We start from the raw sequence: 25,408 nt of genomic DNA, 5'->3' as shown, positions 1-25,408 counted from the left end.
GTCGCGGTACGCCGCCAGCCGGGCCGCCTCGCCGGCCGCTTCGGCCTCCCCGAGTGCGCGGGTGCCGTCGGCCTTGACCTGCGTCAGGCGTTCCTCCCGCGACGCCTGCGCCTCGGTGTCGATCCGGTTCGCCGCCGCGGCCTCTTCGGCCTGGCGCCGGGCGTTGGCCCCGCGTTGCGCGAGCAGCTGCTCCTCGCGGCGGGCCAGCTCGATCTTGCTCTGCAGCTCGTTCTCGCTGATCGCCCGCTCGCGTTCGACAGCGAGCGCGCGCCGCTCGAACGTCGCCCGGTCGGCCTCCTGCTGCACCTTCTCCCGCGCCGTCGTCTGCAGCGCCTTCTCGACCTCCGGCTCGGCGCGGATCGAGACGACGCGGACGTCGACCACCGCCGAGCCGGTCTGCGAAAGCCGCGTGTCCTCGACGGCGAGCCCGGCCCGGATGCGGTCGCGGACCGCGCCGACGCCGTCGACGAGCGCGGTGGCCAGGGGCGTGCGGGTGAGCACCTCGACCGCGTACTGCTGCACGTTCTCGGTGAGCAGCCCGCTGATCTGGGCGAGCGGGTCGCTTCGCCAGCGCCCGGTGTCGGGGTCGATGGAGAAGTCGATCCGCTGCGCGGCCAGCGCCGGGTCCTCGATCCGGAAGGTCAGCGCGAGCTGCACGGTGACGTCCTGGAAGTCGGCCGTGCGGGCGTGGAACAGCAGCGGCAGCTCGCGGTCGTCGACCGGGACCTCCGAGACGACCGCGGTCAGCGGCCGGTACCAGAACGACAGGCCGAGACCGTCGTGCGCGAGCTTGCCGCGGCGGTAGTGGCGGATGTGCACGGTGGGTGCGCCGCGCAGGTGCCGGAACCCGAACCGGCGGTTGATGTCGGCCATCAGGACCTCCTCTTATCGTCGAGGTGACGATATGGCGTGAAGGGTCTAATCGTCAAGCTGACGATTAGCCGGTAGGGTGGTGGCATGGGTCACCCGCCGTTCGCCGTCACCGCCGACCTCGTCGTGCTCACCCTGACCGGGGACGAGCTGTGCGCGCTCGTCGTTCGCCGGGGAGTGGAACCGTTCCTCGGCGGCTGGGCGCTGCCCGGCGGCTTCGTCCGCGCGGACGAAGGCCTCGAGGACGCCGCCCGCCGCGAACTGGCGGAGGAGACCGGGCTCGCGCCGGGCACCGTCCACATCGAACAGCTCGCCGGCTACGGCGCGCCGGACCGCGATCCGCGGATGCGCGTGGTGACGGTGGCCTACCTCGCACTGGCCCCGGACCTCCCGGTGCCGCGCGCGGGCACCGACGCGGCGGACGCCCGGTGGGCGCCGGTGCGCGAACTGGCGGGCGAGCGCCTGGCGTTCGACCACGACCGGATCCTCGCGGACGGCATCGAGCGCGCCCGCGCGAAACTCGAGTACTCGCCGCTGGCGACGGCGTTCTGCCCGCCGGAGTTCACGGTCGCGGAGCTGCGGCGGGTGTACGAGCTGGTCTGGGACACCCGGCTCGACCCCCGCAACTTCCACCGCAAGGTGACGGGCGCCGACGGGCTGCTGGAGCCGACCGGCCGGACGACCACGCGCGACGGCGGCCGCCCGGCGCAGCTGTACCGGCGGGGCGGGGCGGGGCTGCTGTACCCGCCGATGCTCCGCTCCGGAGGCTAACTTGGTGAGGTGAGCGACGACGCCTGGGCCGGGCTGGCCGACAAGTTCGCCGACGAGGCCTACGCCACGGTCAAAGGGCACGTGCGCACCCACGTGCTGCACCAGCAGCTGCTCGAACACCTCCCGGCGCCGCCGGCGACGGTGCTCGACGTCGGCGGCGGCGCGGGTCACCAGTCGTTCCCGCTGGCCGAAGCGGGCTACGAGGTGACGCTGCTCGATCCCTCACCCGCCATGCTGGACAAGGCCCGGCAACGCCTCGAACGGCTGCCCGCCGGGGCGCCCCCCCGGGGGGCCCGCGCCGGCCCCCGCCCCCCCACGGCTCGGTCCCCATGATCAGGCCGTTGAACAGGAGCACGTTGAGGAACAGCGGTCGCAGGCCGGGGTGGGTGAGCAGGAAGCGCCACCCCTCGGTCAGGTCCCGCGCGCGCAGCCGGGAGGTGGTGCTCGCCGGCGGTGGTTCCGTCCCGCCGATCGCCCGGATCCCCAGCGCCGAGAGCAGGAAGCTGACGGCGTTCGCGACCACCGTCGTCACCGGCCCGAGCAGCCCGAACGCGGCGCCGCCCAGCGGCGGGCCGAGCGCGGTCGCGGTCCAGGTCGTCGACTCGAACCGCCCGTTCGCGACGAGCAGGTCCTCCGGCGGCACGAGCGCCTTCAGGTAGGCGCCGCTCGCGGACGTGAAGGCGATGTCCGCCGCGGCGACGATCACCGAAACCACCAGCAGCTGCCCGAAACCGAGCCAGCCGAGCGCGTAGGCGGCAGGCACGCTGATCAGGGCCGCGAACCGGACGACGTCCATCCCGACCAGCACCGGCCGCTTCCGCCGGAACTCGATCCACGGTCCCAGCGGCACGGCCACGAGCGCGCCGACGGCGGGCCCGATCGCGGCGAGCGCGGAGACCGCCGCCGGCCCGGCGTGCAGCACGAGGATCGCGAGCAGCGGGAAGGCACCGAACCCGAGCCAGGTCCCGAACGTGCTGACGGCGTAGGCCGTCCAAAGCCACCTGAACCGCGGCCCCAGCGACCGCCTGCGCATCACCCGGAGAGCAAAGCGAACGAGGCGCCCGCGGAGCAAACAACCACCGCGGCGGCGAGCCACAACCCGGCGTTGTGAACCTAGAGTCGGTCCGTGGACCTCGATGCCGTGCGCACCTTCGTCACCGCCGCGGACGCGGGCCGGTTCCAGGACGCCGCCACCGACCTGTCGATCACCCAGCAGGCCGTCTCCAAGCGCATCGCCGCGCTGGAGAAGACGTTGGGGACACGGCTGTTCACGCGCACCGCACGCGGAGCCACGCTGACCGGCGACGGTGAGGCGTTCCTGCCGCACGCCCGTGAACTGCTGCTGGCCGAAGCGCGTGCGGTGGCTTCGGTGCGGTCCGGCCGCCGCCCGCTGCGCGTCGACGTCATCGGACGGCGCCTCGGCACGGCGGCGCTGCTGCGCGGGTTCCACGAGGCGCACCCGGACGTCGAATTGGAGGTCGTGACGCTGTTCGACGCCGAGACCGCGGTCGCCGCGGTGCGGGACGGCTCGATCGACGCGTCCTTCCGCGCGGTTGCCGCCTTGTCCGACGGCGTCGCATCGATGGCGGTGCTGGACGAGCCGCTCCTGCTGCTGTGCGGCCCCGCGCACGTGCTGGCGACGGCGCCCGCGGTGACACCGGCTCAGCTGGCCGGGCACCGGATCTGGATGCCCGGCATCGTGCCCGGCACGGAATGGGCCGCCTACTACGCCGAGCTCGCGGCGGCCTTCCGCCTGTCGATCGACGCGATCGGCCCGAACTTCGGCACCGAGGTGGTGCTGGACACGATCGCGGACTCGGCCGAGGTGGCGACGCTGGTCGGCGAGGGCGTCCGGCTGCTGTGGCCGGCCGGGCACGACCTGCGGCGCGTGCCGATCAAGGACCCGGTGCCGGTCTACCCGCATTCGCTGGTGTGGCGGCGCGACAACCCGCACCCGGCGCTGGCCGCCCTCCGCGCGCACCTGCGACCCGGCACGAGAGCGTCCGACGTCTGGCGCCCGAGCTGGGCGGGCTAGGTGATCTTCTCCCGGGTGTTGCCGTAGGACAGCCGTAGCGCCACCCAGCCGTCACGCTCCCCGGCACAGATCTCCTCGACGGTCTCCACCAGCACGGCCGCCGCGCCCGAAGCGGCGTAGTTGCCGTGACGGGCGGCGAAGAGCGCGACCTCCTTCTCGATCGCGTAGCGCGCCCGCGTCCGGCTGGTCCAGTTCTCCTTGTACCCGCCGAGCGCCCGAACCCCGTTGACCAGCACCGCAACCGACCCGACGGCGGCGATGATCCGCGCGTCGATGGCGAAGGCCGCGAGCGCGGGAATCGTGGCGGTCACGACCAGGCTCGCCATCTCGACCACGGAGTGCCGCCGCCGCGCGGCCCACGACGACCGCTGGTACCGCCGCCACTCGGCCAGCACCGACGGCGGCACCGGCTCGTCGTCGACGCCCTTCGCGTCCAGAACCCACTGACTCCGCGCAATCGTGCGCGACTCTGCCTTCATGGGGGGAAAGTCAAGCACGCGGTCAGCCCAGCGATCGCCGCGTCGCCTGTTCCGTCTCCAGGACGCCCTGCCGGATCCCCTCCAGCTGGTCGCTCAGCTCGCGGACCGCGCCCGTGTCCACCGCGAAGTCCGTGGTCGCCGCCGTCAGTTCCGCCACCCGCGCCACCAAGCTGTCCAGACCCAGCGCGCCCGACTGCAGCTGTGCCAGCAGCTTGTCCCGCGCTCCCGAGAGCCGCGCGTGGACGTCCGCCTGCGCCTGCACCGCGCTCAACGCCTGCTCGAGGTCACCCCGGACGTCCTCGTGGGCCGACTTCAACTCCCCTTTCAGGCGGCGCTTTTCCCGCGCGACGGCCTCCAGATCGACGCGGGACAACGCCTTTCCCGTCGCCGACGCGCGCCCGGCCAACCGCTGCAGGGTGGACAGCGTCTCCCGGACCACCGGTTCCATGTCGGCGACGCGGTCGGCGAGGGGGCCCGAGTCCAGGGAGTCGCTCAGCGAGCCGAACCCCTCGGCGGCGTGCTCCGCGCGGTGCAGCCAGTTGGCCTCGGCCGATCCCGGCGTGACGTCCAGGACCCGTGCTTCGCGGGCCGGAGCCTCCTTCTCGCGGGTTGCGACCGCGACGCCGGCGCGGGCGGCCAGCACCGCGACACCCACGCCGAGCGCGGCGACCACCGGCAGCTGCACGGCCCACGCCACCCCGGCCGACGTGGCGCCGAGCAACAGCCCCCACGGTTCGGCGAGCTCCCGGGCGAATTTCATCAGAAGTTCGAGATCACGGACGTGAAGACCTGGTTGATCGAGTCCGGTTTGGACGAATCGTATTCCGATCCCTCGGTCGATTCCGCGATCTGCTTCAGCACGTCCTGGTCGGCGTCGCCGCCGTAGGCGATGGTGAACAGCCGGACCGTCTCCGCGTTGCCCTCCGGTCGCAGCTGCGGCAGCAGGTGGTCGAGGTCGACGCCGCCGGAGTCCTCGTTGCGGCCGTCGGTCAGCACGACGACGGCGTTGATCGCCGTCGGGTCGACGTGCGCCTTCATGTACTCGTACGCGGCCAGCGACGAGTCGTACAGCCCGGTGCCGGCCTGCGGCGTGAGCCCGCTCAGCCGCGACGCGAGCGTCTCCTTGCCGCTGGTGCCGAGGGCCTGGACCGGCAGCAGCTCCTGGTAGTCCCGGTCGCCGTCGAGGTGGGTCGAGAACTGCCAGAGCCCGACCTGATCCCGCGGCACGAACTGGCCGAGCGCGTCGATCGCGGCCTGTTTCGCCAGGTCGATCTTGCTCTTGCCGGTGCCCTTGACCTCGTCGCCCATCGAGCCCGAGACGTCCACGACCAGCAGCACGTTCGCCTTCTTGCGCAGCTCGGTCCAGGTGGTCAGCAGCTTCGACAGCACCGTCGGCGAGGGCGGCTGCAGGAAGCTGATCTTCGCGTCCGGCTGCGCGCCGTTGGCGGTGGTCACCTGCGCGCCCGGCTTGCCGTCGAAGGACCGGAAGCCCAGTGCGGCGAACTTCTGCTGCGTCTCCGGCCCGCGCAGGTACCCGAGGAAGTCCGCGGCGATCTGCTTGCGCGTCTGGTCGGCCCAGTTCAGCGTGACGAACGGGTGGTCGGAGTTGAGCGTGCCGTCCGACGGGTAGATCGCGACGATCGGCACCTTCGGCGGCGCGTGCTGGCCCACCTTCGTGGGGTCGTTCGTCGGGTTGCCCTGGTTGTAGCCGATCAGCGAGCTCTCCTCGACGGTCACCGCCGAGATGTACGACAGCGCGGCACCCCGGTCGTCGGCCTTCTGCAGGTTCGTCAGGAACGTCAGCGTGTTGTCGCCGTAGTGCACGATCGCCTGCTCGATGTTCGTGACGAACTGCTTCGCCTCGGGCTTCTCGAGCGCGGCGGCGGTGAGGTCGGACGACGTCCCGGTCGCGGCGTAGTACGCGCCGATCGTGGCGTTCAGGCCGGCCGTGGAGATGTTCGGGTTCGTCTTGCCCAGCCGGAACTTGCCCCACTCCGGGTGCCCGAACTTCGCCCAGCCCGCCGGGTCGGTGGCCAGCGACGCCAGGTCCTTCCAGCCGATCGGCTTCGACGGCCAGCCGAGCGCCTCGGCCATCGGCTTCGGCATCGCGATCGTCAGCGGCGAGTTCGCGATCGACTCCGGGTTGCCGTCGGGCACGATCGAGGCGGTGTCGCCCTTGGCGTTGACACGCAGCAGGTTGACCCAGCCGCTCGCGGCCGGCGTCCAGACGTCGGGGCGCGGGCCGTCGGTGGCCTCGTTCCAGCCGTTCGCCAGCGCCAGCATCGCGACACCCGACGACTTCGACTTCACGACGACGTCGACACAATGTCCGGCGACCGACCGTCCGGAGTAGGCTTTTGCAGCTTCTTGGACGATGCCGACCTTTTCCGGGGACGACGCGACGTTCAGCGCGATCGCGTCGTCACCGGTGCACTTCGGCGCGTCGGCCTCGTCGGAACCGCTGGTCCAGGCCCGGATTCCGATGATCAACCCGGCCGCCACGACGATCGCCGCGATGAAGGGGAGAATTTTTCTCCTTCTTCGTGCAGGCTGGGAATTGATCATCGAAAACGCCCCCTCCGCCGACCGGAAAGTCCATTATCCGGCCGGTGGGGGAGCGCCGGGGGCGCGTTGCCGAAACTTGACTATCCCTTGGGGCCGCGGCGCGACCACGTCCACGCGTAACCGGGGTCTTCGGACGCGTCGGCGGCCTCACCCAGGTCCAGCGGCGCGAAAGTGTCCACCATGACGGCGGTTTCGTCGAAGAACTCCGCGCCGATCGACGCCTCCGCCGCGCCCGGCTGCGGGCCGTGCGTGAAGCCGGACGGGTGCAGCGACAGCGAGCCGACGCCGATCCCCGAGCCCTTGCGGGCCTCGTAGTTGCCGCGCACGTAGAACATCAGCTCGTCGGAGTCGACGTTGGCGTGGTTGTACGGCACCGGGATCGAGTCCTCGTGGTAGTCGACCTTCCGCGGGCAGAAGGAGCAGACCACGAAGTTCGGGCCCTCGAACGTCTGGTGCACCGGCGGTGGCTGGTGCACGCGGCCGGTGATGGGCTCGAAGTCGTCGATGTTGAACGCCCACGGGTACAGGCAGCCGTCCCACCCGACGACGTCGAAGGGGTGCGTCGCGTAGGTGTAGCGGGTCAGCCCGGCGCGGTGGCGCACGAGCACCTCGACGTCCTCGCCGTCGGCCAGCAGCGGCTCGGACGGCCCGCGGACGTCGCGCTCGCAGTACGGCGAGTGCTCCAGGAACTGGCCCTTCGCCGACAGGTAGCGCTTCGGCGGACCGATGTGCCCGCGCGCCTCCAGGATGAAGAGGCCGACCTCGCCGTGCGGGAGCACGCGGTATGTGCACGACGTCGGGATGACCAGGTAGTCGCCGTCGCCGACCTCGAGGCTGCCGTAGATCGTCTCGACGGTCGCGGAGCCGCCCTGGATGTAGAACAGCTCGTCGCCGGCCGCGTTGCGGTACAGCGGGCTGGGCGCGGTCGCCGTGACGAACCCGATGGTGACGTCGGCGTTGCCGAACAGCCGCCGCCGGTCCGTCACGGCGTCGGTGTCGCCGCCGAACTTGAGGTCCTGGGTCTGGAACGCCCGCGGCTTGAGCGGGTGGTTCGGGGTGAGCGAGCCGCGGTCCTCCTCGACGGCGACGGCGTCGACGATCGCCGTCGGCAGCCCGCGGTGGTAGAGCAGCGCGGAGTCGGCGGAGAAGCCCTCGACGCCCATCAGCTCTTCGGCGTAGAGCCCGCCGTCCGGCTTCCGGAACGCGGTGTGCCGCTTGTGCGGGATCTCGCCTACTCGCCGGTAGTAAGGCATCGACGTCCCCTTCTGACGTGTCCGTTGTGCGAACGATTTTGTCCTCATGTCGTACGCTACTAGCGTGTCAGTCGTGTCAAGCGCTGTGGAACTCACGCCCCCCGGCCCCCGTGGAATTCCTCCCCTGTTCGCGAGGCTCGTCGACGACTCGGCGCTGTTCCCTCCGGGCGATGCCGCCATGCCCGAAGCCCTGCGCGCGCACTTCGCGAGCCGGGAGTCCGAACACGCAGGTGTACTGGGGGTTTTTCTCTGCCAGGCGTCCCGTCTGCCCGAGCTGATCACCGAGTTGATCAAGATCAAGCCGAAGCAGCCGCTGCCGCTTTCCTTGATCATCGACACCGGGCTCGGCGGCGTGCCGAAGGCGATCTCCATCGTCGAGTCGCGCAGTGAGCTGCTCGCGCTGCGGATGGTCGAGATGCCCGCGCCGTCGGACGTCGACGAGGTGTGGCTGGAGCGCGTCTCGGAGTTCGTCCCCGAGGACGTCATCCGGGTCGTCGAGCCGCGGCGCGGCGTCGGCTGGCTCGACGGCGTCCGCAAGGTGATCGAGCACGGGAGCTGGCCCAAGATCCGCTGCGGCGGCAAGGCGGGCGAGAACTTCCCGAGCGTCGACGAGGTGGCGGACTTCCTGGCCGTCGTCAGCGGGTCCAGCGGGGCGTCGTTCAAGGCGACGAACAGCCTGCACCGCGCCGTCCGGCACGCGGACCCGGACACCGGGTTCGTGCACCACGGCTTCCTCAACCTGCTGGTGGCCTCCGCCCGCAGCCTCTCCGGCGGTGACGTCCGGGCGGCGCTGGAGGAGACCGACGGCCAGGTGCTGGCCGACGAGGCCCGCGCGCTGCCCGAGCCCGCCGCGAAGGCTGTTCGCGAGCTCTTCGCGTCGTACGCGGCGGCGTCGTTCGCCGAGCCAGTTGCCGACATGGGCGAACTCGGCTTGCTGTGACCAGCCGGGAGGGGTCGCTGACGCTCGACCGGGGCTTGGCGCTGCTGCAGGCCGTGGCCGACGCCGGCGGTGACGCGGCGACCATCTCCGAGCTCGCCGTGGCCATCGGGGCCAGCCGCGCGGCCGTCTACCGGCTGCTCGTGCCGCTCTCGGAGCGCGGGCTGGTCTGGCGCGACGGCACCAAGGTCCGGCTCGGTGTCGGCCTGCTCCGGCTGGCCGGGCAGGTCCTGCCGCAGCTGCGTGACGCGGCCGGCCCGGTGCTGCGCGAGCTGGCCGAGAAGGTCGGCGCGACCGCGCACCTGTCGGTCGCCCAGGGACCGCAAGCGCTTGCGGTGGCCGTCGTGGAGCCGTCCTGGACGAATTTCCACGTCGCCTACCGGGTCGGCAGCCGCCACGCGCTGAACTCGGGCGCGGCCGGCAAGGCGATGACCCTGCGCCCCGGCGGCGACGGCTGGGTGACGTCGTCGGGCGAGCTGGAAGCGGGGGCCTCCGGCGTTGCCGCCCCGGTCCGCGGGGTGCCCGGGCTGCGCGCGAGCGTCGGCGTCGTTTCCCTCGAACCCCTCAAGTCCGCCGAGGTGGGACCGCAGGTGGTGGCTGCGGCCGCTCGGCTGACCGAGGTGCTCCGAACGGACGTGTAGTTGGCGTACCGGCGCCGGGATGTGATCTCGTGGTCGCCGGAGGCGGCCCGCCGGGGAGCCGCCGTGACCCGGTCCGGGGGTGCGGTGAAGGTTCCCGAAGAGCTCGTCGGCTGCGCGGTCCGCCGGACCGCGTTCGACTTCCAGGTGCGCCTCGAGCTCGTCGACCAGCCGGTGGGCGAGGACGCCAGGGTCGACGCCGAACTCGTCGTCGAGACGTCGTTCCGGGTGCGTGACGCCGAGGGCCGCAGCCACGACCTGACCCCGGCGACCGGGGCCGCGCTCGCGCCGGTGCTCGCGCTGTTCGGCCGCACGGTGACCGCGGTGCGGCTGTGCTCCGGCAGCCTCGTGCTGACCTTCGACGACGGCGCTGAGCTGTCCGCGTGGCCGGACCCGGCGTACGAGTCGTGGTGGCTGACCGGGTACGGCGTCGAGCCGATCCTGGTCGGACCGGGAGAGGCGAACTAACGCCGGGAGACGGCCACCAGCGGCCGGACCATGGTCAGCAGCAGCGCGACGTCGACGGTGAACAGGAGCCGCTCGAACAGGCCGAGCGTGACGTCCTGCTGGGCGGGCCCGATGACGAGCGTGCAGACGAAGCCGGCGAGCACGATGCCGATGCTGGCGAAGCTCGCCGTGGCGAGCCGCCGGATGGTCGTGCGGCGCGGCTCCCACGGGCAGCGGTCGCGGCCGCGGCGGGTCAGCACGAACGCGGCGGCGGGCAACGCGACGAACGCCGTCAGCGCGGCGATGTTGTGCACCTGCCCGGACAGCGAACGCGCCTGCCCGTCCGGGTCGACGGGCACGAGCCCGCACACCAGGAGGCCGGCCGACCAGACGCCGACCAGCACGCAGACGGCCGTGGTGCCCGGGCGCCGCGCCTTGGCGATGCCGGTGAGCAGCGCGACCGAGCCGAGCGACAGCGCCAGGCACATCGCGCTGAACAGCGGCGCGGCCGAGGAGCTGCCGAGCTTGCCGTAGACGTACTCCGAGAGCGTCTGCCAGATGGGGCTGACCTGGCCGGAGAGGCGCAGGTGCAGGTCGATCGAGATGGCCACGGCCAGGCCGATGCCGCCCAGCGCGAGCCTGCCGTGCACCGGCGAGACGGCGTGGGTCAACGGCTTCGGCGAGGTCACCTGCGGTTCTCCTGGCTTCGGGGACATGGAGAAGGGCAAGGTGGTGTTCACCTTGCCCTCACCCATTCGTTCCCGAAAGGTTACCGCGTGATCCTGTGAAGGGCCTATACGCCCGGCTCAGAAAGCCAGCTGGAGCAGGGCGAAAGCCGCGAACCCGGCGAACATGAACCCGGCGATCCGCTGGATCAGCTTCGGGTTGATCCGGTTGCGGATCTTGCCGCCGATGAACACCGCGAGCCCGGCGACCACGACGAGCGCGGCGAACGAGCCGACGCCGACCGCGAGCGGGTTGCCGATCCGGGCGGTGAGGCTCGCCGTCGCGAGCTGGGAGGCGTCACCCCACTCGGCGGCGAAGAGCACGCCGAAGGACGTCAGCGCGGAGCGTGCGAAGGACGCTGGAGAGGGGCCCGTGCGCGAAGCGTCTTCACCTGCTTCGTCCGCTTCGCTGAATCCCTCGCGAAGGAGCATGAAAGCGCCGAGGCCGAACATCGCCGCGACGACCAGGGAAAGGACCAGGTCCGGCAGGAGGGTCAGCACGCTGCCGAACGCGACCGCGATGACGCATTGCACGGCGAACGCGGCACACACCCCGGCGAAAACCGGGCCACCTCGGAAACGGGTGGTCAGCACCAAGGTCGCGACCAGCGTCTTGTCCGGCAGCTCCACGGCGAGGACCAGGCCGAACGCGCTGATCAACGCCACCATCGCGGTAGTCATGAGTATTCTTTCGCCCCTTTCACTTCAACGATAAAGGGGACATTCAGAGGGAGGCAAGCTGATGGCTTGCGCGAAATTGCCGAATCGGTGTCCATGAATTCGTTACCGAGGCTCGTCGCACAATTTTCTTCGGCACGCCGAATATTTGGTTGTGGCCTGCGGTAGGTTGACCGCCATGGGGTCAGAGGTGCGCGCTGCGCAGGTCAACGAGGTCATCCGCCGGCTGGAAGGGCACTACATCTTCCCGGAGGTCGCGGCGAAGCTGGCGGAGGTGCTTCGCGGGCGTCTCGGCGAAGGCGCGTACGCGGACCTCGGTGACGCCGAGTTCGCGACGGCCGTCACAGACGACCTCCAGTCGGTGAACGGCGACAAGCACCTCCGGCTGCGGCACCACGTCGACCCGGTCGCCGAAGACGGCGACGCGGCGTTCGACTCCGACGCCTTCCGGCTCGAGGCCGAGCTGGAGGCCTTCGGCATCGCGGCCGTCCAGCGGCTCGCGGGCAACGTCGGCTACCTCGAAACGACGCTGCTCTACCCGGCCGAGCTGGCCGGGCCGGCGATCGCTTCGGCGATGACGCTGCTGGCGCCCACCGACGCGCTGCTGCTCGACGTGCGCCGCAACCGCGGCGGCACCCCGGGCACGAGCGCGCTGCTGCAGAGCTACCTGGTCGACGAGCAGGTCCACTACCTCGACATCTACGAGCGCGAAGGCGACAAGACGACCCAGATGTGGACGCTGCCGTACGTGCCGGGCGCGAAGTTCGGCGGCACCAAGCCGGTCTGGGTGCTCACCGGCCCGCGCACGTTCTCCGGCGGCGAGGACCTCGCGTTCTCCCTGCAGCAACAGGGCCGCGCGAAGACCGTCGGCGAGCCCAGCCGCGGCGGCGCGCACCCGCGTGAGCAGTACAAAGTGGACACCTACCTCGACGTGACCGTCTCGATCGCGCGGTCGTTGCACCCGGAGACGGGGGAGAACTGGGAGGGCGTCGGCGTCCGGCCGGACATCCCGGTCGACGCGGAGAAAGCGTTCGACACGGCGTACGGGCTGGCCCTGAAGCACGTGCTCGAGCTCGGCGAGACCGGCCCGCGGCGCGGCGTCGCCGAAGAGGCCCGGCAGGCACTCGACCGGTTGTAGTCACCCAGGACGTTGGTCCTGGGCACATCAGGACCAGTTGAACTGGTCGCGCCGACGTGCCCGGAGCACGCTGGGCTACGTGGAGGTCCTAGAGCTAGCGCGGTGGCAGTTCGGCATCACCACCGTCTACCACTTCCTGATGGTCCCGTTGACCATCGGGTTGTCGATCCTGGTCGCGGCGATGCAGACCCGCTGGGTCCGCACCGGCGAGCTGCGGCACCTGCGGATGACCAAGTTCTGGGGCAAGCTGCTGCTGGTCAACTTCGCCATGGGCGTCGTGACCGGCATCGTGCAGGAGTTCCAGTTCGGGATGACGTGGAGCGCGTACTCCCGCTTCGTCGGCGACGTCTTCGGCGCGCCGCTCGCCATGGAAGGGCTCGTCGCGTTCTTCGTCGAGTCGACCTTCCTCGGCCTGTGGATCTTCGGCTGGGACCGGCTGCCGAAGAAGGTCCACCTGGCGTGCGCCTGGGCGTTTTCGCTGGCCACGATGGCTTCGGCGTACTTCATCCTGGCCGCGAACTCGTGGATGCAGCACCCGGTCGGCGTCACGTTCGAGAACGGCAAGCCGACGATGAACTCGATCTGGGCGGTGCTGACGAACAACACGGCGCTGGCCGCGATCCCGCACACGCTGGCCGGCGCGTTCTCGGTGGCGGCGGCCTTCCTGGTCGGCATCGCCGGCTGGCACCTGTGGCGCCGCGGCGACCACCAGGACGTCTGGCGCACGTCGCTGCGCCTGGGCGGCTGGGTCGGCATCGCCGCGTTCGCCGTACTGGCGATCACCGGTGACACCCAGGGCAAGCTGATGTTCGAGCAGCAGCCGATGAAGATGGCGTCGGCGGAAGCGCTGTGCCACACGGAACGGCCGGCGAGCTTCTCGATCATCGCGATCGGCGACGTCGCGGGCTCGAACTGCGAGGACGTCAAGACGTTCAACGTGCCCGCGCTGCTGTCGTTCCTGGCGCACAACGACTTCAAGACCGAGGTCAAGGGCGTCGAGGACCTGATCGGGGAGTACCAGGCCAAGTACGGCACGAACTACCCGGACGACCCGGACCTGGGTTCGCTCGCGGGCAAGCCGATCGACTACGTGCCGAACCTCCCGGTGACGTACTGGGGCTTCCGCATGATGATCGGTTTCGGCGCGGTGTCGGCGGGCATCGGGCTGCTGGCCCTGTGGCTGACCCGCCGCGACCGCATCCCGGCGGGCCGCTGGTTCCCGCTCCTGGTGCTGGCCGGCGTGGCCACCCCGTTCCTGGGCAACAGCGCGGGCTGGATCTTCACGGAGATGGGCCGCCAGCCGTTCGTGGTCGCGCCCAACCCGTCGGGGGTCGACGGCGTCTGGATGTTCACCGCCCGCGCCGTCTCCCACCTGTCGACGGGCGAGGTCTGGACGTCACTCATCGCGCTGACCACGGTGTACGCGGCCCTCGGCCTGGTGGAGCTGTACCTGATGCGCAAGTACATCCGCGGCGGCGTCGACGCGGTGATGCCCCCGCCGAAACCCAAGGACGACGACAACGAACCGGGCGACACGCTCGCGTTCGCCTACTGAGGTGGCCACCATGAGCACACCCGCCCGCAACGCAGCCCCCACCCGTCCCGGGGGGCGGCCCCGAACCCAGCGTATCGGCTTGGTCACTCTCACGGGTTACCCACAGCAAATCTGTGGACAACTCGACCACTTGTGGATAACTCAGGGCCACCGAGGCCGGCCGACGGCAAATGTCGGCCCGGCGTGGTAGCGGGAGGCGTGCGATGACCCTCGCGATCGTCTGGTTCTGCGTCATCGCCTTCTTCTGGGCCGGCTACCTCTTCCTCGAAGGCTTCGACTTCGGCGTCGGCATGCTGCTGCCGTTCCTCGCGCGCGACAACACCGAGCGCCGCGTCATGGTCAACACTATCGGGCCCGTCTGGGACGGCAACGAGGTCTGGGTGATCGTCGCCGGCGGGGCGATGTTCGCCGCCTTCCCCGGCTGGTACGCCAGCCTCTTTTCCGCCGCCTACCTGCCGCTTCTCCTCCTGCTGCTCGCCCTCATCGGCCGCGGCGTCGCCTTCGAGTACCGCGGCAAGGTCGACTCCGACCGCTGGCGCCGCACCTGGGACCGCGTGATCATGATCGGCTCGTGGATCCCGCCGCTCGGGGTCGGGCTGGTCCTCGCGACGAGCGTTCTCGGCCTGCCCCTCGACGCCGAAGGCAACCGCGTCGGCTCGGCGTTCGCCGCCTTCCGCTGGGACACCCTGCTCGGCGCGGTGGCCATCGCCGCCTTCTCGATCACCCACGGCGCCGCGTTCCTCGCCCTCAAAACCACCGGTGACCTGCGGGAACGTGCTCGCAAGCTGGCACTGCGGCTGCTGCCGTTCGCGATGGTGCCGATCGTCGCGTTCCTGACGGTCGTCCAGTGGCGCGAAGGCACTTTGTGGACACTGCTCGCCTTTGGGATCAGTGCTCTCGCTGCTGCGGTCGCCTGGCTGAAGCTGCGCGCCGACCGTGACGGCCAGGCCTTCGCCGCGCTCGGGGTCATGATCGCCGCGGCCGCCGTCACGATGTTCGGCTCGCTCTACCCGAACGTCCTGCCGTCGACGCTCGACGCGGCCAACACGCTGACCATCGCCGACACGGCGTCGAGCCCGTACACGCTGACGGTGATGACCTGGGTCGCCGTCTTCGGCGCTCCCGCGGTGCTGATCTACCAGGGCTGGACGTACTGGGTGTTCCGCAAGCGCATCGGCACCCAGCACATCCCGGCGGTCCACGCACCATGACACAGCTTCCCGGTCGCGCTCCTCTTCTCTCCTCGGAGTCCACAGTGGACTCGGCGCGGCCGGGAAAGGGCCCGCTCGGCGCACTGCCGGCCCTCGTGCCGGCCGTGCGCCGAGCGCTGGCCCTGGTGGGGTTCCTGTCGTTCCTCAACGCCGCCGCCCTGGTGGCACAGGCATTCCTGCTCGCCGACGTCCTCGCGGCGATCGTCGGAGCAGGTTCCGGGGGACGCGCCGCCCAGCTGGTCGCGCTGCTCGCGCTCGTCGTGACGCGCGCGAGCACCGGCTGGGCGGTGCGCACGGTCTCCGCCCGCGCGGCGGCGACAGCGCAACGCGAGCTGCGCGCGAAAGCCGTCGACCACGCCCTGCGCCTCGGCCCCGAATGGATCGCCCGGCGCGGCCACGGCGAGCTGACCGCGCTGACGACCCGCGGCCTCGACGCGCTCGACGCCTACTTCCGCGAATACCTGCCCGCGCTGGTGACGGCGGTCGTCGTGCCGCTCGGCGCCGGCGCGGCGATCCTGTTCGCCGACCGGCCGTCCGGTGTGATCGTCGCGTTGACCGTGCCGCTGCTGCCGATGTTCGCGATCCTGGTCGGCAAGTACACCGCCGGCCGCGTCGCCGGCGCCACCGACGCGACGCACCGGATGTCCGAACGGCTGCTCGAACTGGTGCGTGTGCTGCCGGTGCTGACCACGTTCCGCCGCGCGTCCGCCCAGGCCGAGACGGTCCGGAAGCTGTCCGAGCGCCACCGCCGCGCGACGCTCAAGACGTTGAAGGTCGCCTTCACTTCGGCGTTCGTGCTCGAACTGATCGCGACGCTGTCGGTCGCGCTGGTCGCCGTCGTGATCGGCGTCCGGCTCGCGGGCGGGCACCTGCCGCTGGCCATCGGGCTGGGCGTGCTGATCCTCGCGCCGGAGTGCTACCAGCCGCTGCGCGCGGTCGGCGCGGCGTTCCACGCCAGCGAGGACGGCGTCGAAGCGGTCCGTCGTGTCGTCGACCTGCTGGCGGTGCCCGCGCCTGCCGCCGGCAGTGCCCTCGTTGACGGCCGTGAGCTGCAGGTTTCCTCGTTGCGGGTGGCCCGTCGCGGCGGATTCGCGCCGGACGGCGAGACGTTCACGGTCCGCCCAGGCGAGACGGTCTGGCTCCGTGCACCCAGCGGCGGCGGCAAGTCGACGACGCTCTCGGCGCTCCTCGGCTTTGTCCCCGCGCCCGACGGGAGCATCACTGTCGGCACGACGGACCTGGCCGACGCCGACCTCGCGCGCTGGCGGGAGCAGGTCGCGTGGGTGCCGCAGTCGCCGGTCTTCACCGGCGGCACGGTCGGCGAAGAAGTGGGCTCGGACGCGGTTCTCGCGGAACTCGGCCTGGCCGGGCTCGCGGACCGCCCGGTGGCGAAGCTGTCGCTCGGGCAGCGACAGCGCGTTGCGGTCGCGCGGGCGCTGCTGCGGGTTCGCGACGGCGCGTGGCTGCTCCTGCTCGACGAGCCGACCGCCCACCTCGACCAAGCGAGCGCGCGGCTCGTGCTCGACGCGGTGCAGCGCGCCGTCGACAACGGAGCCGCGGCAGTGATCGCGGCCCACGAACGCACGGTAGCAGTCGATATGTCGACTTCTGTGCCGGATTCTGTGGAGCTGTCCACCGTGGACGCTGATGCGCCGCCGTTGCCCTGGCGCGCCCTCCTCGACGGACGGCTGTTCGGCGGCGCTGTCCTGGGAGCGGTGGCGCTGCTGGCCGGGATCGCCCTGACCGCGACGTCCGGCTGGCTCATCGCGAAGGCGTCCCAGCAGCCGCCGATCCTGACGTTGACGGTCGCGGTGGTCGGCGTCCGCGCGTTCGGCCTGAGCCGCGCCGGCCTCCGGTACGTCGAACGGCTGGTCACGCACGACGCGGCGTTTCGCATCGCCGGCCGCCTCCGCGAGCGGCTGTGGAATTCCCTGGTCCGCCTCGGGCCGGCGCGGAGCCTGCGCGCGGGCGAGGGACAGCGCCGCTTGGTCGCCGACGTCGACACGGTCCGCGACCTGCTGCCCCGGGTGGTGACGCCACCGCTGGTGATCGCCCTGGTCGCGGCCGGCGCGATCGCGGTCCAGGCGTGGGTCCTGCCCGCGGCGGGCTGGACCCTCGCGGCGGCGGTGGCCCTCGGGTTGTGCGCACCCCTGGTCGCACTGCGAGCCGAGCGCCGCGCGACATCGGCGCTGGCAACCGGCCGGCGCGACGTCGCTGCCCGGGTCTTGGTCCTCTTCGAAGCGGCGGCCGAGTTGCTGGCCTTCGGCCGGGCAGCGGAGCATCGGCGTGCCCTCGCGGAGGCAGACACCACGTTGGCGACACAGGCACGCCGCCAGGCCTACGGAGCGGGCGCGGCGGAGGCCTTGGTGACACTGGCCTGCGGAGCGGCGGCCGTGGTGAGCACGGCTTTCGCAGCCCAGGCAGTGACAGCCGGCCGGCTTGACCCGGTGCTGGCGCCGCTGCTGGCGTTGGTGCCACTGGCGCTGGCGGAGGTGCTGGCGACGCTGCCACCGGTGGCCCAGCACTGGGACACGCTGAAGCAGGCCCGCCACCGCCTGGCCGAGTTTCCGCCCGACGAGAGCGCAGAAGCCGAGTCGACAGCCACGCCACCACGACCGGCTGATGGTGAGGCTCGGGCCGAGCTGGCGGTTGCGGACTGGCGGCCGCCGGTTGACTTTGCTGCGAGGGCCCAGGCCGGGTCGACCGCTACAGGCGTGCGCCGGCCCGCCGAGCGACCACCGGCTGACACCCGGTACCGGGTCGAGTTGGCGAGATCTTCGGCTGACCTGGCGACCGTTGCCGAGCGGCCGTCCGTCGAGCTGCGTGGTGCCGATCTCGGGTGGCCGGATGGGCCGGTTGTGCTGCGCGGGGTCGACGTGACCCTGGCGCCTGGGACCTATGCCGCTGTTGTCGGGCCCAGCGGGGCCGGTAAGTCGACTCTGGTTGCCGCGCTGCTCGGGTTTCTCGCGCCCCGGCAGGGCGTCGTCAGCGTGCCCGGGGACGTGGCGTGGGCGCCGCAGGAACCGATGCTTGCTGCGACCACCGTCGGGGAGAACCTTCGGCTGGCGCGGCCGGCCGCGACCGAGGAGCAGCTGCGCGAAGCGTTGCACCAAGCGGTGCTCGACGACGTCGAGCCCGGGACCGTGCTCGGCAGCGGGGGCAGTGGCCTTTCCGGTGGGCAGGCGCAGCGCGTCGCGCTGGCGCGCGCCTTGCTCGGCGCGCCGTCGGCCGGGTTGGTGGTGCTCGACGAGCCCACCGCGCACCTCGACGAGCCGACCGCGTGCGCCGTGCGGGCCCGGCTGCGGGAGGCGCTCGCGGGGCGGACCGTCGTGCACGTCACGCACCGCGCCGACGAGGCCGAGCACGCGGACGTGATCCTCGAGGTCCGCGACGGGCGGGTCCTCACGCGAGTGCCGGTGGCCGGGGCGACGTGATCGATTCCCGCTGTGTCCTTGCCGCGCCGCCGCCGCGCCGCGCGATAATGACGGAACTCATGGATCCGACGCTTGCCGCGCGGGCGCTGTCCGCCGCCACCGAAATCACCAGCACCGCCCTGTCCGGCGACGACCCGGGCGCGGTGCTGGACACCGTCGTCGCGCGCGCGGCCGAACTCGCCGACGCCGACCTGGGCCTGGCTATGGTCAGCGCGGACGACGGCCGCGTGGTCGTCGAGGCGGCGCACTACGCCACCGCGCACCCGGCCGCCTACCCGATCGCGGACGAGGTCGGCGCACTGGACTCCTCCACCAACGAGCCGCTCGCCATCCCCGGCGCCCCGGGTGCGAGCGCCGGGATCGCGGACGAGCCCTCGGCTGCTGGCACCGGCATCGCGCCCGGCACCCCGAGCGCGCCCGCACCAGGCGCCGGAACCTCGACGGTCGGCGGAAACCCTCGGACGTCGGAAACCGATGGCGGAACTGCCGCGAACCCGAGTGCCGACGGCGGCGGCACGAACTCGGTGGCGGGCGGCCGCGTCGCGAACTCTGTGGCTGATGGCGGAAGCCCTCGGACGTCGGAAACCGATGGCGGGACTGCCGGGAGCCCGAGTGCCGGTGGCGGCACCGCGAACTCGGCGGCCGGTGGCCGCATCGCGAATTCGGTGGCTGATGGCGGGAGCCCTCGGACATCGGAAACCGACGGCGGGATTGCCGGGAGCCCGAGTGCCGGTGGCGGCACGGCGAACACCGCGGCCGGTGGCCGCATCGCGAACTCGGTGGCTGATGGCGGGAGCCCTCGGACGTCGGAGCTCGATGGCGGGACTGCCGTGAGCCCGAGTGCCGATGGCGGCGGCACGAACTCGGCGGCCGGCGGCCGCATCGCGAACCCTCTGGCTGATGGCGGCATCGCGGACTCGGGGGCCAACGGCGGAAGTGCCGTGAGCACGAGTGCCGACGGCAGCACGACGAACTCGAGGACCGCCTGCAGCGCCGCGAACCCAGGAGCCGACAGCGACGCCGCGACCTCGAGGGCCGGTGGCGGCACGACGAACACGGCCGCCGGTGGCGGCATCGCGGACTCGGGGGTCGACGGCGGAACTGCCGGGAGCGCCGACAGCGGCACCGCGAACACCGCGGCCGATGGTGGCGCCGCCAACTCCGGTGAGTCGCTGCGAGGACTCTCCCTCCCCGCGGACTCCGCGGCCGGGCAGGTCGCCCGGGGCGGCGAGCCCATCGCCAGTGATGACTTCACCGTCGATCCGCGGACCGCGCCTTACGTTCCCGCCGAGCTGCAGGGGTATGGGCCCTTTGCCGCCGCGCCGTTCGGGTCTGGGGGGCGGGTGCTGGGGGCGCTCACCGTCTACCGGAAGCGGGGGCGGGAGCCGTTCTCCGCTGGGACCGTCGAGATGCTCGTCGCCTTCGCCGCGCAGGCCGGGGTGGTGCTCGCGCTTGCCGAAGGCGCCAACGCTCGTCACCGCGTCGCGCTTTACGAGGAGCGGGAGCGGATCGCCCGCGAGCTTCACGACGTCATCGTCCAGCGGCTCTACGGCGCCGGGATGCAGCTCGACCGGGTTCGGCGCAACATGCGCAAGCGGTTCGCCCAGGCCGATGGTGCTCGGCTTTCCGACGCGATCGACCAGCTCGACCAGACCATCGAGGAGATCCGCGGGACCGTGCGCGCGCTTCGGTCGCCGGAGCCTCGCCACGACACCGGCACGCCCGCCGACCTCGCGGAGTCGGCGCGCGGCGAGGTCCGTATCGCGGGGGAGCTGCTCGGTTACCCGCCGACCCTGGAGCTGTCCGGTGAGTTCGCCGACGTCCCCGCCGAACGGGCCGACCACATCCGGGCCGCCCTGCGCGAAGCACTGTCCAATGTGGTCAGACACTCCGGCGCGAGCGAAACCCGCGTCACCCTGACCAGGGACTCGCACGGCGTCAAACTCCGCGTCCGGGACAACGGTTCCGGTGTCCCCCAAGGTGTCGCCACCCGTGGCCTGCGCCATCTCGCCGAACGCGCGGACGCCGCGGGCGGGAAGTTCTTCCTGAACTCCTCACCCAGCCTCGGCACGCTCGTCGCGTTCGACCTGCCACTCGACTGAACACGCGATCGACGACGACCGCCTGACTCGGTCTCACCCTTCTCGGGTCATCCAAGCCTCCTTCCCGCGTCCTCGGGAAGGATCTTATCGAAGTCTCGAACATATATTCGACTCACGTTCGAGTGAATCCCGGGCGCGCCGAACCCCCGTCTGCATGGCGCACGGTGACAGGGCCGTGAAAAGTACCCAGCGAACGGCGGCTTGCGGACGGCCCGGCTACTTTTCGCGGCGCGCGACCCAGGCGGCGGCCTGGGTCCGGCGCTGCATGCCGAGCTTCGCCAGCACGGACGTCACGTAGTTCTTGACCGTCTTCTCGGCGAGGAAGAGCCGCTCCGCGATCTCGCGGTTCGACAGGCCCTGGCCGATCAGCTCGAGCACGTCACGTTCGCGCTCGGTCAGCGCGGCCAGCTCGTCCGTCGGCGGGTGGCGCATCTTGTCCAGCACCCGCGCGGTGCTCACCGGGTCCAGCAGCGACCGGCCGGCCGCGACCTCGCGGACCGCGTTCACCACGTCCTGGCCGCGCACCTGCTTCAGCAGGTAGCCCGCGGCGCCGGCCATGATCGCGCCGACCATCGCCTCCTCGTCGTCGAACGCGGTGAGCATCAGGCACGCCGGCGGGTTCGGCTTGGAGCGCAGTTCGCGGCAGAGCGTGATGCCATCGCCGTCGCCGAGGCGGACGTCGACCACCGCGACCTCCGGCTCGACGTGCATCGCGACCGCCAGCGCCTCTTCGACGCTGCCCGCTTCGGCGACGACCTCGATGTCGGGCTCGTCGCCGAGGAGATCGCGGAGCCCGCGGCGGACCAGTTCGTGGTCGTCGACGAGCAGTACCTGGATCGGCATACCCACAGGTTACGTGGTGTGTGGGGAATTCGCCCGAAGAGGTGACGAAGACCGTCCGACATTCCGACCGGTACGTATTACAACAAATTTCCGGACGGGTAATTCGGCTGGTCAACGCGGTTCGATCACGGTGTCGGGGGAGAATCACGAGACACCGGGATTCTGGTTGGGTGCTGGCGTTTCCGGGCGATCGCGCGAATTTCGGAAACGTCCGTAACAGCGCTGGCGGCGGCGCGATATTAACCATACATCGCGGCGCCAGCGCCGTGTTCACCCCGATTCTTCCCCGGAAGGACTTCCGTTGTCCTTATTTCGTCGTGCCCTGACGACGGCCGCCGCCGTCGCCGGGCTCGCTCTCCTCGGTCCCGTCTCCCTCGCCTCCGCGCAGCTCGCGACGCCCCTCACGCTCGCCGACAAGGACTGCGGAGACTTCCAGTACCAGGAGGAGGCGCAGGCGGTCCTCGACGCGACGCCGGGTGACCCCAACAACCTGGACTCCGACAAGGACGGCATCGCCTGCGAAGACCTGCCGCACCGCCCGGTCCAGAACACCGCCGCGCCGACGACGGCCCAGCAGCCGTCGACGTCGTCGAAGACCCACACGACCCCGAAGCCGACGTCCACCAAGAAGGCCTCGACGGGCGGCCAGGTCAAGGTCAAGCCGGTCGGCGGCGTCGCCACCGGTGGCGGCGAGCCCGACCAGGGCGCCCCCGGATTCCTCGTGCTCAGCGGTGCGGTGCTCGCCGCGGCGACGTCCGGTGGCATGGTGCTCTACCTGCGCCGGCGCGCGAGTTGAGGCGGCCGCACCCACCGCTGTGGCCGGCGATCGCGGCGGTCGCCGCCGCGCTCGGCGTGGTCGTGGTCGTGGCACTCGTCCTGGCCTTCTCGTCGCATGAGACGAACCAGGTCGCGCCGCCGCCGTCCCCGTCCTTCACGAACGCCGCGGGGAGCGCCGGCACCACGACCACCCCGCCGCACGGCGGGCTCCCGGCGGCGAAACCGGCGTCCCTGACCATCCCGGCGATCGGGGTGCGCGCGGAGTCGATCGCCGACCTCGGGCTCACCCCGGACGGCGCGCTGGAGGTCCCGCCCGACGCGACGACCGTCGGCTGGTTCACCGGCGCGCCCTCGCCCGGCGAGGTCGGGCCGGCGGTGCTGGCCGCGCACGTCGACTACAAGCACGTGCCCGGCGCGTTCACCAAGCTCAAGGACCTGCGTTCGGGTGAGCAGGTCCGGGTCGGCCGCTCCGACGGCCGGACGGCGGTCTTCACCGTCTACCGCGTCGACCGCTACGCCAAGGCCGCCTTCCCCACGGACGAGGTGTACGGGGACACCGCGGAGCCCGAGCTGCGGCTCATCACCTGTGGCGGCGCGTTCGACCGGTCCAGCGGGAACTACCTCGACAACGTCGTGGCCTTCGCGAAGCTCACCGCCGTCGAGGCCTAAGCCAGGTCGATCCGCGCCAGCTCGAGCCTGCGGTACCCGCGGTCTTCCAGCGACCAGACGTCGAGCACGGCGCCGTCCAGCTCCGGGTACGCGACGACCAGCCGGACAGGCTCGGCCCCGTCCGCCCGGTAGACGACGTCCACCGGGATCCCGGCCTCCAGCTGCCAGCAGAGCTGCTGCTGCTTCGGCGTGAGCCGTCCCGCGTAGCGGTCGCTCATCGCCCGCGCGAGCTGCCCGCGTTGCAGGTTCGGGCCGGTCGGCGGGGCCGCCAGCAGCCGGTCCGCGTGGTCCAGCGGGTCGACCGGCCGGTCGGCGGTCTCCGGATCCTCGAAGGTGACTTTCGGCTCGGACTGGTCACGGGACGGCAGCACGATGCTCCCGTCGCCGGCGTGGTGGGTCGGCGCGTAACCGGCGTCGCGCAACGCGTCGAGCGTGCCGGAAGCGTCCACAGTGGACGTCAGAACGGTCGGCGCCACCGCACGCAGGCCCAGTTTCGCGAGCTTGCGGTGCGCGGCGAGCTCGGTGAGCACGGCCGGTTCGCCGACGACGACACTCGCGACGTCCAGCACCTGCGCCTCGCCGTGGCGCCGGGCGACGTCGTTCACCAGGTACACCAGCGGTTGCGGCAGCTCGCCGGAGGCGATCCCGCCCAGCTCCTCAAGCAGCTCCGCGGCGGTCACGCCCTGGTCGAAGGCCCGCCGGACGGTCGACGGCGAAAACCGCCAGCTGGTCGCCGTGCCCTGGTTCTCGCGGTCGGCGGCGCGGTCCAGCAGCGTCGCGAGCCGCGCGTCGGGGGAGCCGGGCACGATCGCGGTCAGGTCGGTACCGAACAACGCCGTCGTCCGGGCGCGCGAAACCAGCTCTTCGGTGACTTCCACCAGCTTTTCCGGGGCGAGTAGGGCACGCCCGGCGGCCGTGACGGCGCCGTGCGCGAAGACGCCCATCAGCTCGCCTTCGACGAGCGCGGCGGCCACCTGCCCGGCGAACTCTTCGGTCACCAGCATCGGCGCGTGCCACGTGGCCAGCTCCGTCACCGCGTCCGTGCCGGTGATCCCGGTGCCCGGCTCGAGCCGCGCCAGCAGCCGGACGACCAGCTGCCGCACCTGCGTGTCGGTGTCCGGCCGGGCCGGCTCCCACCAGGTCGTCAGCAGCAGGCGGTGCAGCAGCGCGGGGCCGGGCCGGACGACGTCCGGGTCCGGTTCGAGCGTGGGCGGGGCCGCCTTCTGGCCGCGCCGCGGCGGGTCGGGTTCCTGGACCAGCAGCAGCCCCGTCTGCACGGCGAGGTCGATGGCCAGCTCGATCTCGCCGGCGGTGCCGCCGGTGTCCTTGGCCACCTTCTTGATCAGCCGTGAGCCGATCGTGCCGTCCTTGAGCAGCGGAAACGGCTCCGCGGCGGCGAGTTCGAGGATCGCCGAGACACGGTCGAGCAGCCTTAGTGCAGCGGCCGACGACGAGGCTTCGGCCGACTCGGCGCCGACGTGCGTCAGCGGGCATTCGGGCTCCGACGGCGTGAACGACAGTGGGTGCTCCGGCCCGCGCAGGGCCAGCGACACCTCGACGGGCATCGCGGCGCTGCCGTAGTAGGTCGCGAACAGGAGCCCGTGTTCGAACGCCCATGCCTCCGGGGTGCCCGGCAGCGGCGTCACGGCGTTGATCTCGGGAACGCCCTCGGCCATGTCCCGCAACAGTTTCCGCACCGGCTCCGGCGCGGTTCCGGCGAGCTCGCGCAGGCCGTCGGCGTCCCGGAAGAACCGCACGAGCCCGAGCAGCAGCTCCGCTCGGCGTCCGCCGGCCGGCAGCCCGACGGCCCGTGACAGCTGCGCGAGCCGCGTCGTGCCGAGCTCGCCGAGCAGGTTCGCGGCCGGCTCGCCGAGACCGTCCGGGCGGAAGTTCGTCGCGTGCAGCAGTTCCGGCAGCGTGACGCCGCCGGGCTCGCGCCAGGCCAGCACCCGCTCCTCGAGATCGTCCACAAAGGACTCGACGACGGTGTCTTCCGCGCCGAGCAAGCGGGCGACCTCGGCGACCGGCGCCGGCCGCACCCCCAGCGCGTGACACAGCTGAAGGGCCCGCAGCACCTGCGCGTGCGGCGTCGTGAGCCCGAGCAGGGCCGCGTTCACCGAGGCCGCCGAGGCCAGCCGCGCGGCGACGACGTCCAGCCGCCGCGGCCACGGCTCCTCGAGCACGTCCGGCCGGTGGGCCAGCACCGTCGCCAGGCCCTGCCGGTCGAGCCCCGCGAGCCGGCTGAGCAGTCCGTCGGCGGTGGTCATCGGCCCAGGCTAGA

Annotated in this window: 22 protein-coding genes and 2 pseudogenes; 14 read left to right on the top strand and 10 right to left on the bottom strand. The window is 71.8% G+C overall.

What is annotated here, in order from left to right:
- Positions 1 to 873 (bottom strand): SPFH domain-containing protein (locus ACGFMK_RS29095; RefSeq protein WP_392769661.1); only part of this gene is annotated, 873 nt, incomplete at its 3' end.
- 84 nt (positions 874 to 957) lie between these two features.
- On the opposite strand from ACGFMK_RS29095, the gene ACGFMK_RS29090 reads away from it, so the two are divergent.
- Complete coding sequence (locus ACGFMK_RS29090) at positions 958 to 1,641, top strand: NUDIX domain-containing protein (RefSeq protein WP_392769659.1); 684 nt, start codon at positions 958 to 960, stop codon at positions 1,639 to 1,641.
- A 9-nt stretch (positions 1,642 to 1,650) separates the two neighbouring features.
- A complete protein-coding gene (locus ACGFMK_RS29085) occupies positions 1,651 to 1,974 on the top strand; it encodes a methyltransferase domain-containing protein (protein ID WP_392769657.1) in 324 nt (107 codons plus the stop codon).
- On the opposite strand, the pseudogene ACGFMK_RS29080 reads toward ACGFMK_RS29085, so the two are convergent.
- Positions 1,958 to 2,677 (bottom strand): annotated as a pseudogene (locus tag ACGFMK_RS29080) (MFS transporter); the annotation flags it as partial. The gene ACGFMK_RS29085 and the pseudogene ACGFMK_RS29080 overlap by 17 nt on opposite strands.
- A gap of 90 nt (positions 2,678 to 2,767) precedes the next feature.
- Between ACGFMK_RS29080 and ACGFMK_RS29075 the strand changes: the two are divergent.
- Positions 2,768 to 3,676, top strand: coding sequence for a LysR family transcriptional regulator (locus ACGFMK_RS29075; protein WP_392769654.1), 909 nt, complete (start codon positions 2,768 to 2,770; stop codon positions 3,674 to 3,676).
- Here the strand turns inward: ACGFMK_RS29075 and ACGFMK_RS29070 are convergent.
- The 4 genes from ACGFMK_RS29070 to ACGFMK_RS29055 form a co-directional block, all read right to left on the bottom strand.
- Positions 3,673 to 4,155, bottom strand: a complete 483-nt coding sequence (locus ACGFMK_RS29070) for a DUF4231 domain-containing protein (RefSeq protein ID WP_392769651.1) — start codon at positions 4,153 to 4,155, stop codon at positions 3,673 to 3,675. The genes ACGFMK_RS29075 and ACGFMK_RS29070 overlap by 4 nt on opposite strands.
- Positions 4,156 to 4,177: 22 nt before the next feature.
- Complete coding sequence (locus tag ACGFMK_RS29065) at positions 4,178 to 4,915, bottom strand: hypothetical protein (RefSeq protein WP_392769649.1); 738 nt, start codon at positions 4,913 to 4,915, stop codon at positions 4,178 to 4,180.
- Positions 4,915 to 6,720 (bottom strand): substrate-binding and VWA domain-containing protein, encoded by a 1,806-nt coding sequence (locus ACGFMK_RS29060; RefSeq protein WP_392769647.1) that lies wholly within the window; start codon positions 6,718 to 6,720, stop codon positions 4,915 to 4,917. Before ACGFMK_RS29060 ends, ACGFMK_RS29065 begins: the two co-directional genes overlap by 1 nt.
- Positions 6,721 to 6,800: 80 nt before the next feature.
- A complete protein-coding gene (locus tag ACGFMK_RS29055) occupies positions 6,801 to 7,973 on the bottom strand; it encodes a homogentisate 1,2-dioxygenase (RefSeq protein ID WP_392769645.1) in 1,173 nt (390 codons plus the stop codon).
- A gap of 85 nt (positions 7,974 to 8,058) precedes the next feature.
- Here ACGFMK_RS29055 and ACGFMK_RS29050 point away from each other — a divergent pair, with 85 nt between their 5' ends.
- From ACGFMK_RS29050 to ACGFMK_RS29040, 3 genes are all read left to right on the top strand, one after another.
- Positions 8,059 to 8,913 carry a hypothetical protein gene (locus tag ACGFMK_RS29050; protein WP_392769673.1) on the top strand — a complete coding sequence of 285 codons (855 nt, stop codon included), beginning with the start codon at positions 8,059 to 8,061 and terminating at the stop codon, positions 8,911 to 8,913.
- Entirely contained in the window at positions 8,910 to 9,551 is a 642-nt protein-coding gene (locus ACGFMK_RS29045; RefSeq protein ID WP_392769642.1) for an IclR family transcriptional regulator, read from the top strand. Before ACGFMK_RS29050 ends, ACGFMK_RS29045 begins: the two co-directional genes overlap by 4 nt.
- A gap of 63 nt (positions 9,552 to 9,614) precedes the next feature.
- A complete protein-coding gene (locus ACGFMK_RS29040) occupies positions 9,615 to 10,016 on the top strand; it encodes a DUF6188 family protein (RefSeq protein ID WP_392769639.1) in 402 nt (133 codons plus the stop codon).
- On the opposite strand, the gene ACGFMK_RS29035 is transcribed toward ACGFMK_RS29040, so the two are convergent.
- Entirely contained in the window at positions 10,013 to 10,684 is a 672-nt protein-coding gene (locus ACGFMK_RS29035; protein ID WP_392769636.1) for a DUF998 domain-containing protein, read from the bottom strand. The two genes, ACGFMK_RS29040 and ACGFMK_RS29035, sit on opposite strands and share 4 nt — an antisense overlap.
- A gap of 117 nt (positions 10,685 to 10,801) precedes the next feature.
- Entirely contained in the window at positions 10,802 to 11,389 is a 588-nt protein-coding gene (locus ACGFMK_RS29030; RefSeq protein WP_392769670.1) for a TMEM165/GDT1 family protein, read from the bottom strand.
- Between the two features lie 187 nt (positions 11,390 to 11,576).
- Here ACGFMK_RS29030 and ACGFMK_RS29025 point away from each other — a divergent pair, with 187 nt between their 5' ends.
- The 6 genes and pseudogenes from ACGFMK_RS29025 (at position 11,577) to ACGFMK_RS29000 (ending at position 20,838) form a co-directional block, all read left to right on the top strand.
- Positions 11,577 to 12,536: a S41 family peptidase gene (locus tag ACGFMK_RS29025; protein ID WP_392769633.1), complete on the top strand. Its 960-nt coding sequence runs from the start codon at positions 11,577 to 11,579 to the stop codon at positions 12,534 to 12,536.
- A gap of 79 nt (positions 12,537 to 12,615) precedes the next feature.
- The gene (locus ACGFMK_RS29020; RefSeq protein WP_392769630.1) at positions 12,616 to 14,091 is read left to right on the top strand and encodes a cytochrome ubiquinol oxidase subunit I; all 1,476 of its coding nucleotides are present in this window, start codon (positions 12,616 to 12,618) and stop codon (positions 14,089 to 14,091) included.
- Positions 14,092 to 14,294: 203 nt separating this feature from the next.
- Positions 14,295 to 15,302, top strand: a complete 1,008-nt coding sequence (cydB, locus tag ACGFMK_RS29015; RefSeq protein WP_392769627.1) for a cytochrome d ubiquinol oxidase subunit II — start codon at positions 14,295 to 14,297, stop codon at positions 15,300 to 15,302.
- Positions 15,299 to 18,736, top strand: a complete 3,438-nt coding sequence (gene cydD, locus ACGFMK_RS29010) for a thiol reductant ABC exporter subunit CydD (protein ID WP_392769625.1) — start codon at positions 15,299 to 15,301, stop codon at positions 18,734 to 18,736. Before cydB ends, cydD begins: the two co-directional genes overlap by 4 nt.
- Before the next feature lie 59 nt (positions 18,737 to 18,795).
- Positions 18,796 to 18,990: pseudogene (locus ACGFMK_RS29005) on the top strand (sensor histidine kinase); the annotation flags it as partial.
- 654 nt (positions 18,991 to 19,644) lie between these two features.
- A complete protein-coding gene (locus ACGFMK_RS29000; protein WP_392769668.1) occupies positions 19,645 to 20,838 on the top strand; it encodes a histidine kinase in 1,194 nt (397 codons plus the stop codon).
- A gap of 216 nt (positions 20,839 to 21,054) precedes the next feature.
- On the opposite strand, the gene ACGFMK_RS28995 is transcribed toward ACGFMK_RS29000, so the two are convergent.
- Positions 21,055 to 21,681 (bottom strand): response regulator transcription factor, encoded by a 627-nt coding sequence (locus tag ACGFMK_RS28995; RefSeq protein ID WP_247059859.1) that lies wholly within the window; start codon positions 21,679 to 21,681, stop codon positions 21,055 to 21,057.
- A gap of 301 nt (positions 21,682 to 21,982) precedes the next feature.
- Here ACGFMK_RS28995 and ACGFMK_RS28990 point away from each other — a divergent pair, with 301 nt between their 5' ends.
- Both ACGFMK_RS28990 and ACGFMK_RS28985 read left to right on the top strand, forming a co-directional pair.
- Positions 21,983 to 22,477 carry an excalibur calcium-binding domain-containing protein gene (locus tag ACGFMK_RS28990; protein WP_392769622.1) on the top strand — a complete coding sequence of 165 codons (495 nt, stop codon included), beginning with the start codon at positions 21,983 to 21,985 and terminating at the stop codon, positions 22,475 to 22,477.
- A complete protein-coding gene (locus ACGFMK_RS28985; protein ID WP_392769620.1) occupies positions 22,474 to 23,127 on the top strand; it encodes a class F sortase in 654 nt (217 codons plus the stop codon). Before ACGFMK_RS28990 ends, ACGFMK_RS28985 begins: the two co-directional genes overlap by 4 nt.
- Here the strand turns inward: ACGFMK_RS28985 and ACGFMK_RS28980 are convergent.
- Positions 23,124 to 25,394, bottom strand: a complete 2,271-nt coding sequence (locus ACGFMK_RS28980; RefSeq protein ID WP_392769618.1) for a helicase-associated domain-containing protein — start codon at positions 25,392 to 25,394, stop codon at positions 23,124 to 23,126. The two genes, ACGFMK_RS28985 and ACGFMK_RS28980, sit on opposite strands and share 4 nt — an antisense overlap.
- Positions 25,395 to 25,408: the final 14 nt, after the last annotated feature.

Origin of the sequence: Amycolatopsis sp. NPDC049252 (assembly GCF_043197175.1) — a bacterium.
In the GTDB taxonomy this organism is placed as follows: domain Bacteria; phylum Actinomycetota; class Actinomycetes; order Mycobacteriales; family Pseudonocardiaceae; genus Amycolatopsis.
This window is presented reverse-complemented; position numbering and strand designations above follow the sequence as displayed.

Excerpts from the sequence above, each read along its gene's own strand:
- ACGFMK_RS29060 (WP_392769647.1), bottom strand. The coding sequence starts at position 6,720 with ATGATCAATTCCCAGCCTGCACGAAGAAGGAGAAAAATTCTCCCCTTC.
- cydB (WP_392769627.1), top strand. The coding sequence starts at position 14,295 with ATGACCCTCGCGATCGTCTGGTTCTGCGTCATCGCCTTCTTCTGGGCC.
- ACGFMK_RS29055 (WP_392769645.1), bottom strand. The coding sequence starts at position 7,973 with ATGCCTTACTACCGGCGAGTAGGCGAGATCCCGCACAAGCGGCACACC.
- ACGFMK_RS29025 (WP_392769633.1), top strand. The coding sequence starts at position 11,577 with ATGGGGTCAGAGGTGCGCGCTGCGCAGGTCAACGAGGTCATCCGCCGG.
- ACGFMK_RS28980 (WP_392769618.1), bottom strand. The coding sequence starts at position 25,394 with ATGACCACCGCCGACGGACTGCTCAGCCGGCTCGCGGGGCTCGACCGG.
- ACGFMK_RS28995 (WP_247059859.1), bottom strand. The coding sequence starts at position 21,681 with ATGCCGATCCAGGTACTGCTCGTCGACGACCACGAACTGGTCCGCCGC.
- cydD (WP_392769625.1), top strand. The coding sequence starts at position 15,299 with ATGACACAGCTTCCCGGTCGCGCTCCTCTTCTCTCCTCGGAGTCCACA.
- ACGFMK_RS29030 (WP_392769670.1), bottom strand. The coding sequence starts at position 11,389 with ATGGTGGCGTTGATCAGCGCGTTCGGCCTGGTCCTCGCCGTGGAGCTG.
- ACGFMK_RS29065 (WP_392769649.1), bottom strand. The coding sequence starts at position 4,915 with ATGAAATTCGCCCGGGAGCTCGCCGAACCGTGGGGGCTGTTGCTCGGC.
- ACGFMK_RS29070 (WP_392769651.1), bottom strand. The coding sequence starts at position 4,155 with ATGAAGGCAGAGTCGCGCACGATTGCGCGGAGTCAGTGGGTTCTGGAC.
- ACGFMK_RS29090 (WP_392769659.1), top strand. The coding sequence starts at position 958 with ATGGGTCACCCGCCGTTCGCCGTCACCGCCGACCTCGTCGTGCTCACC.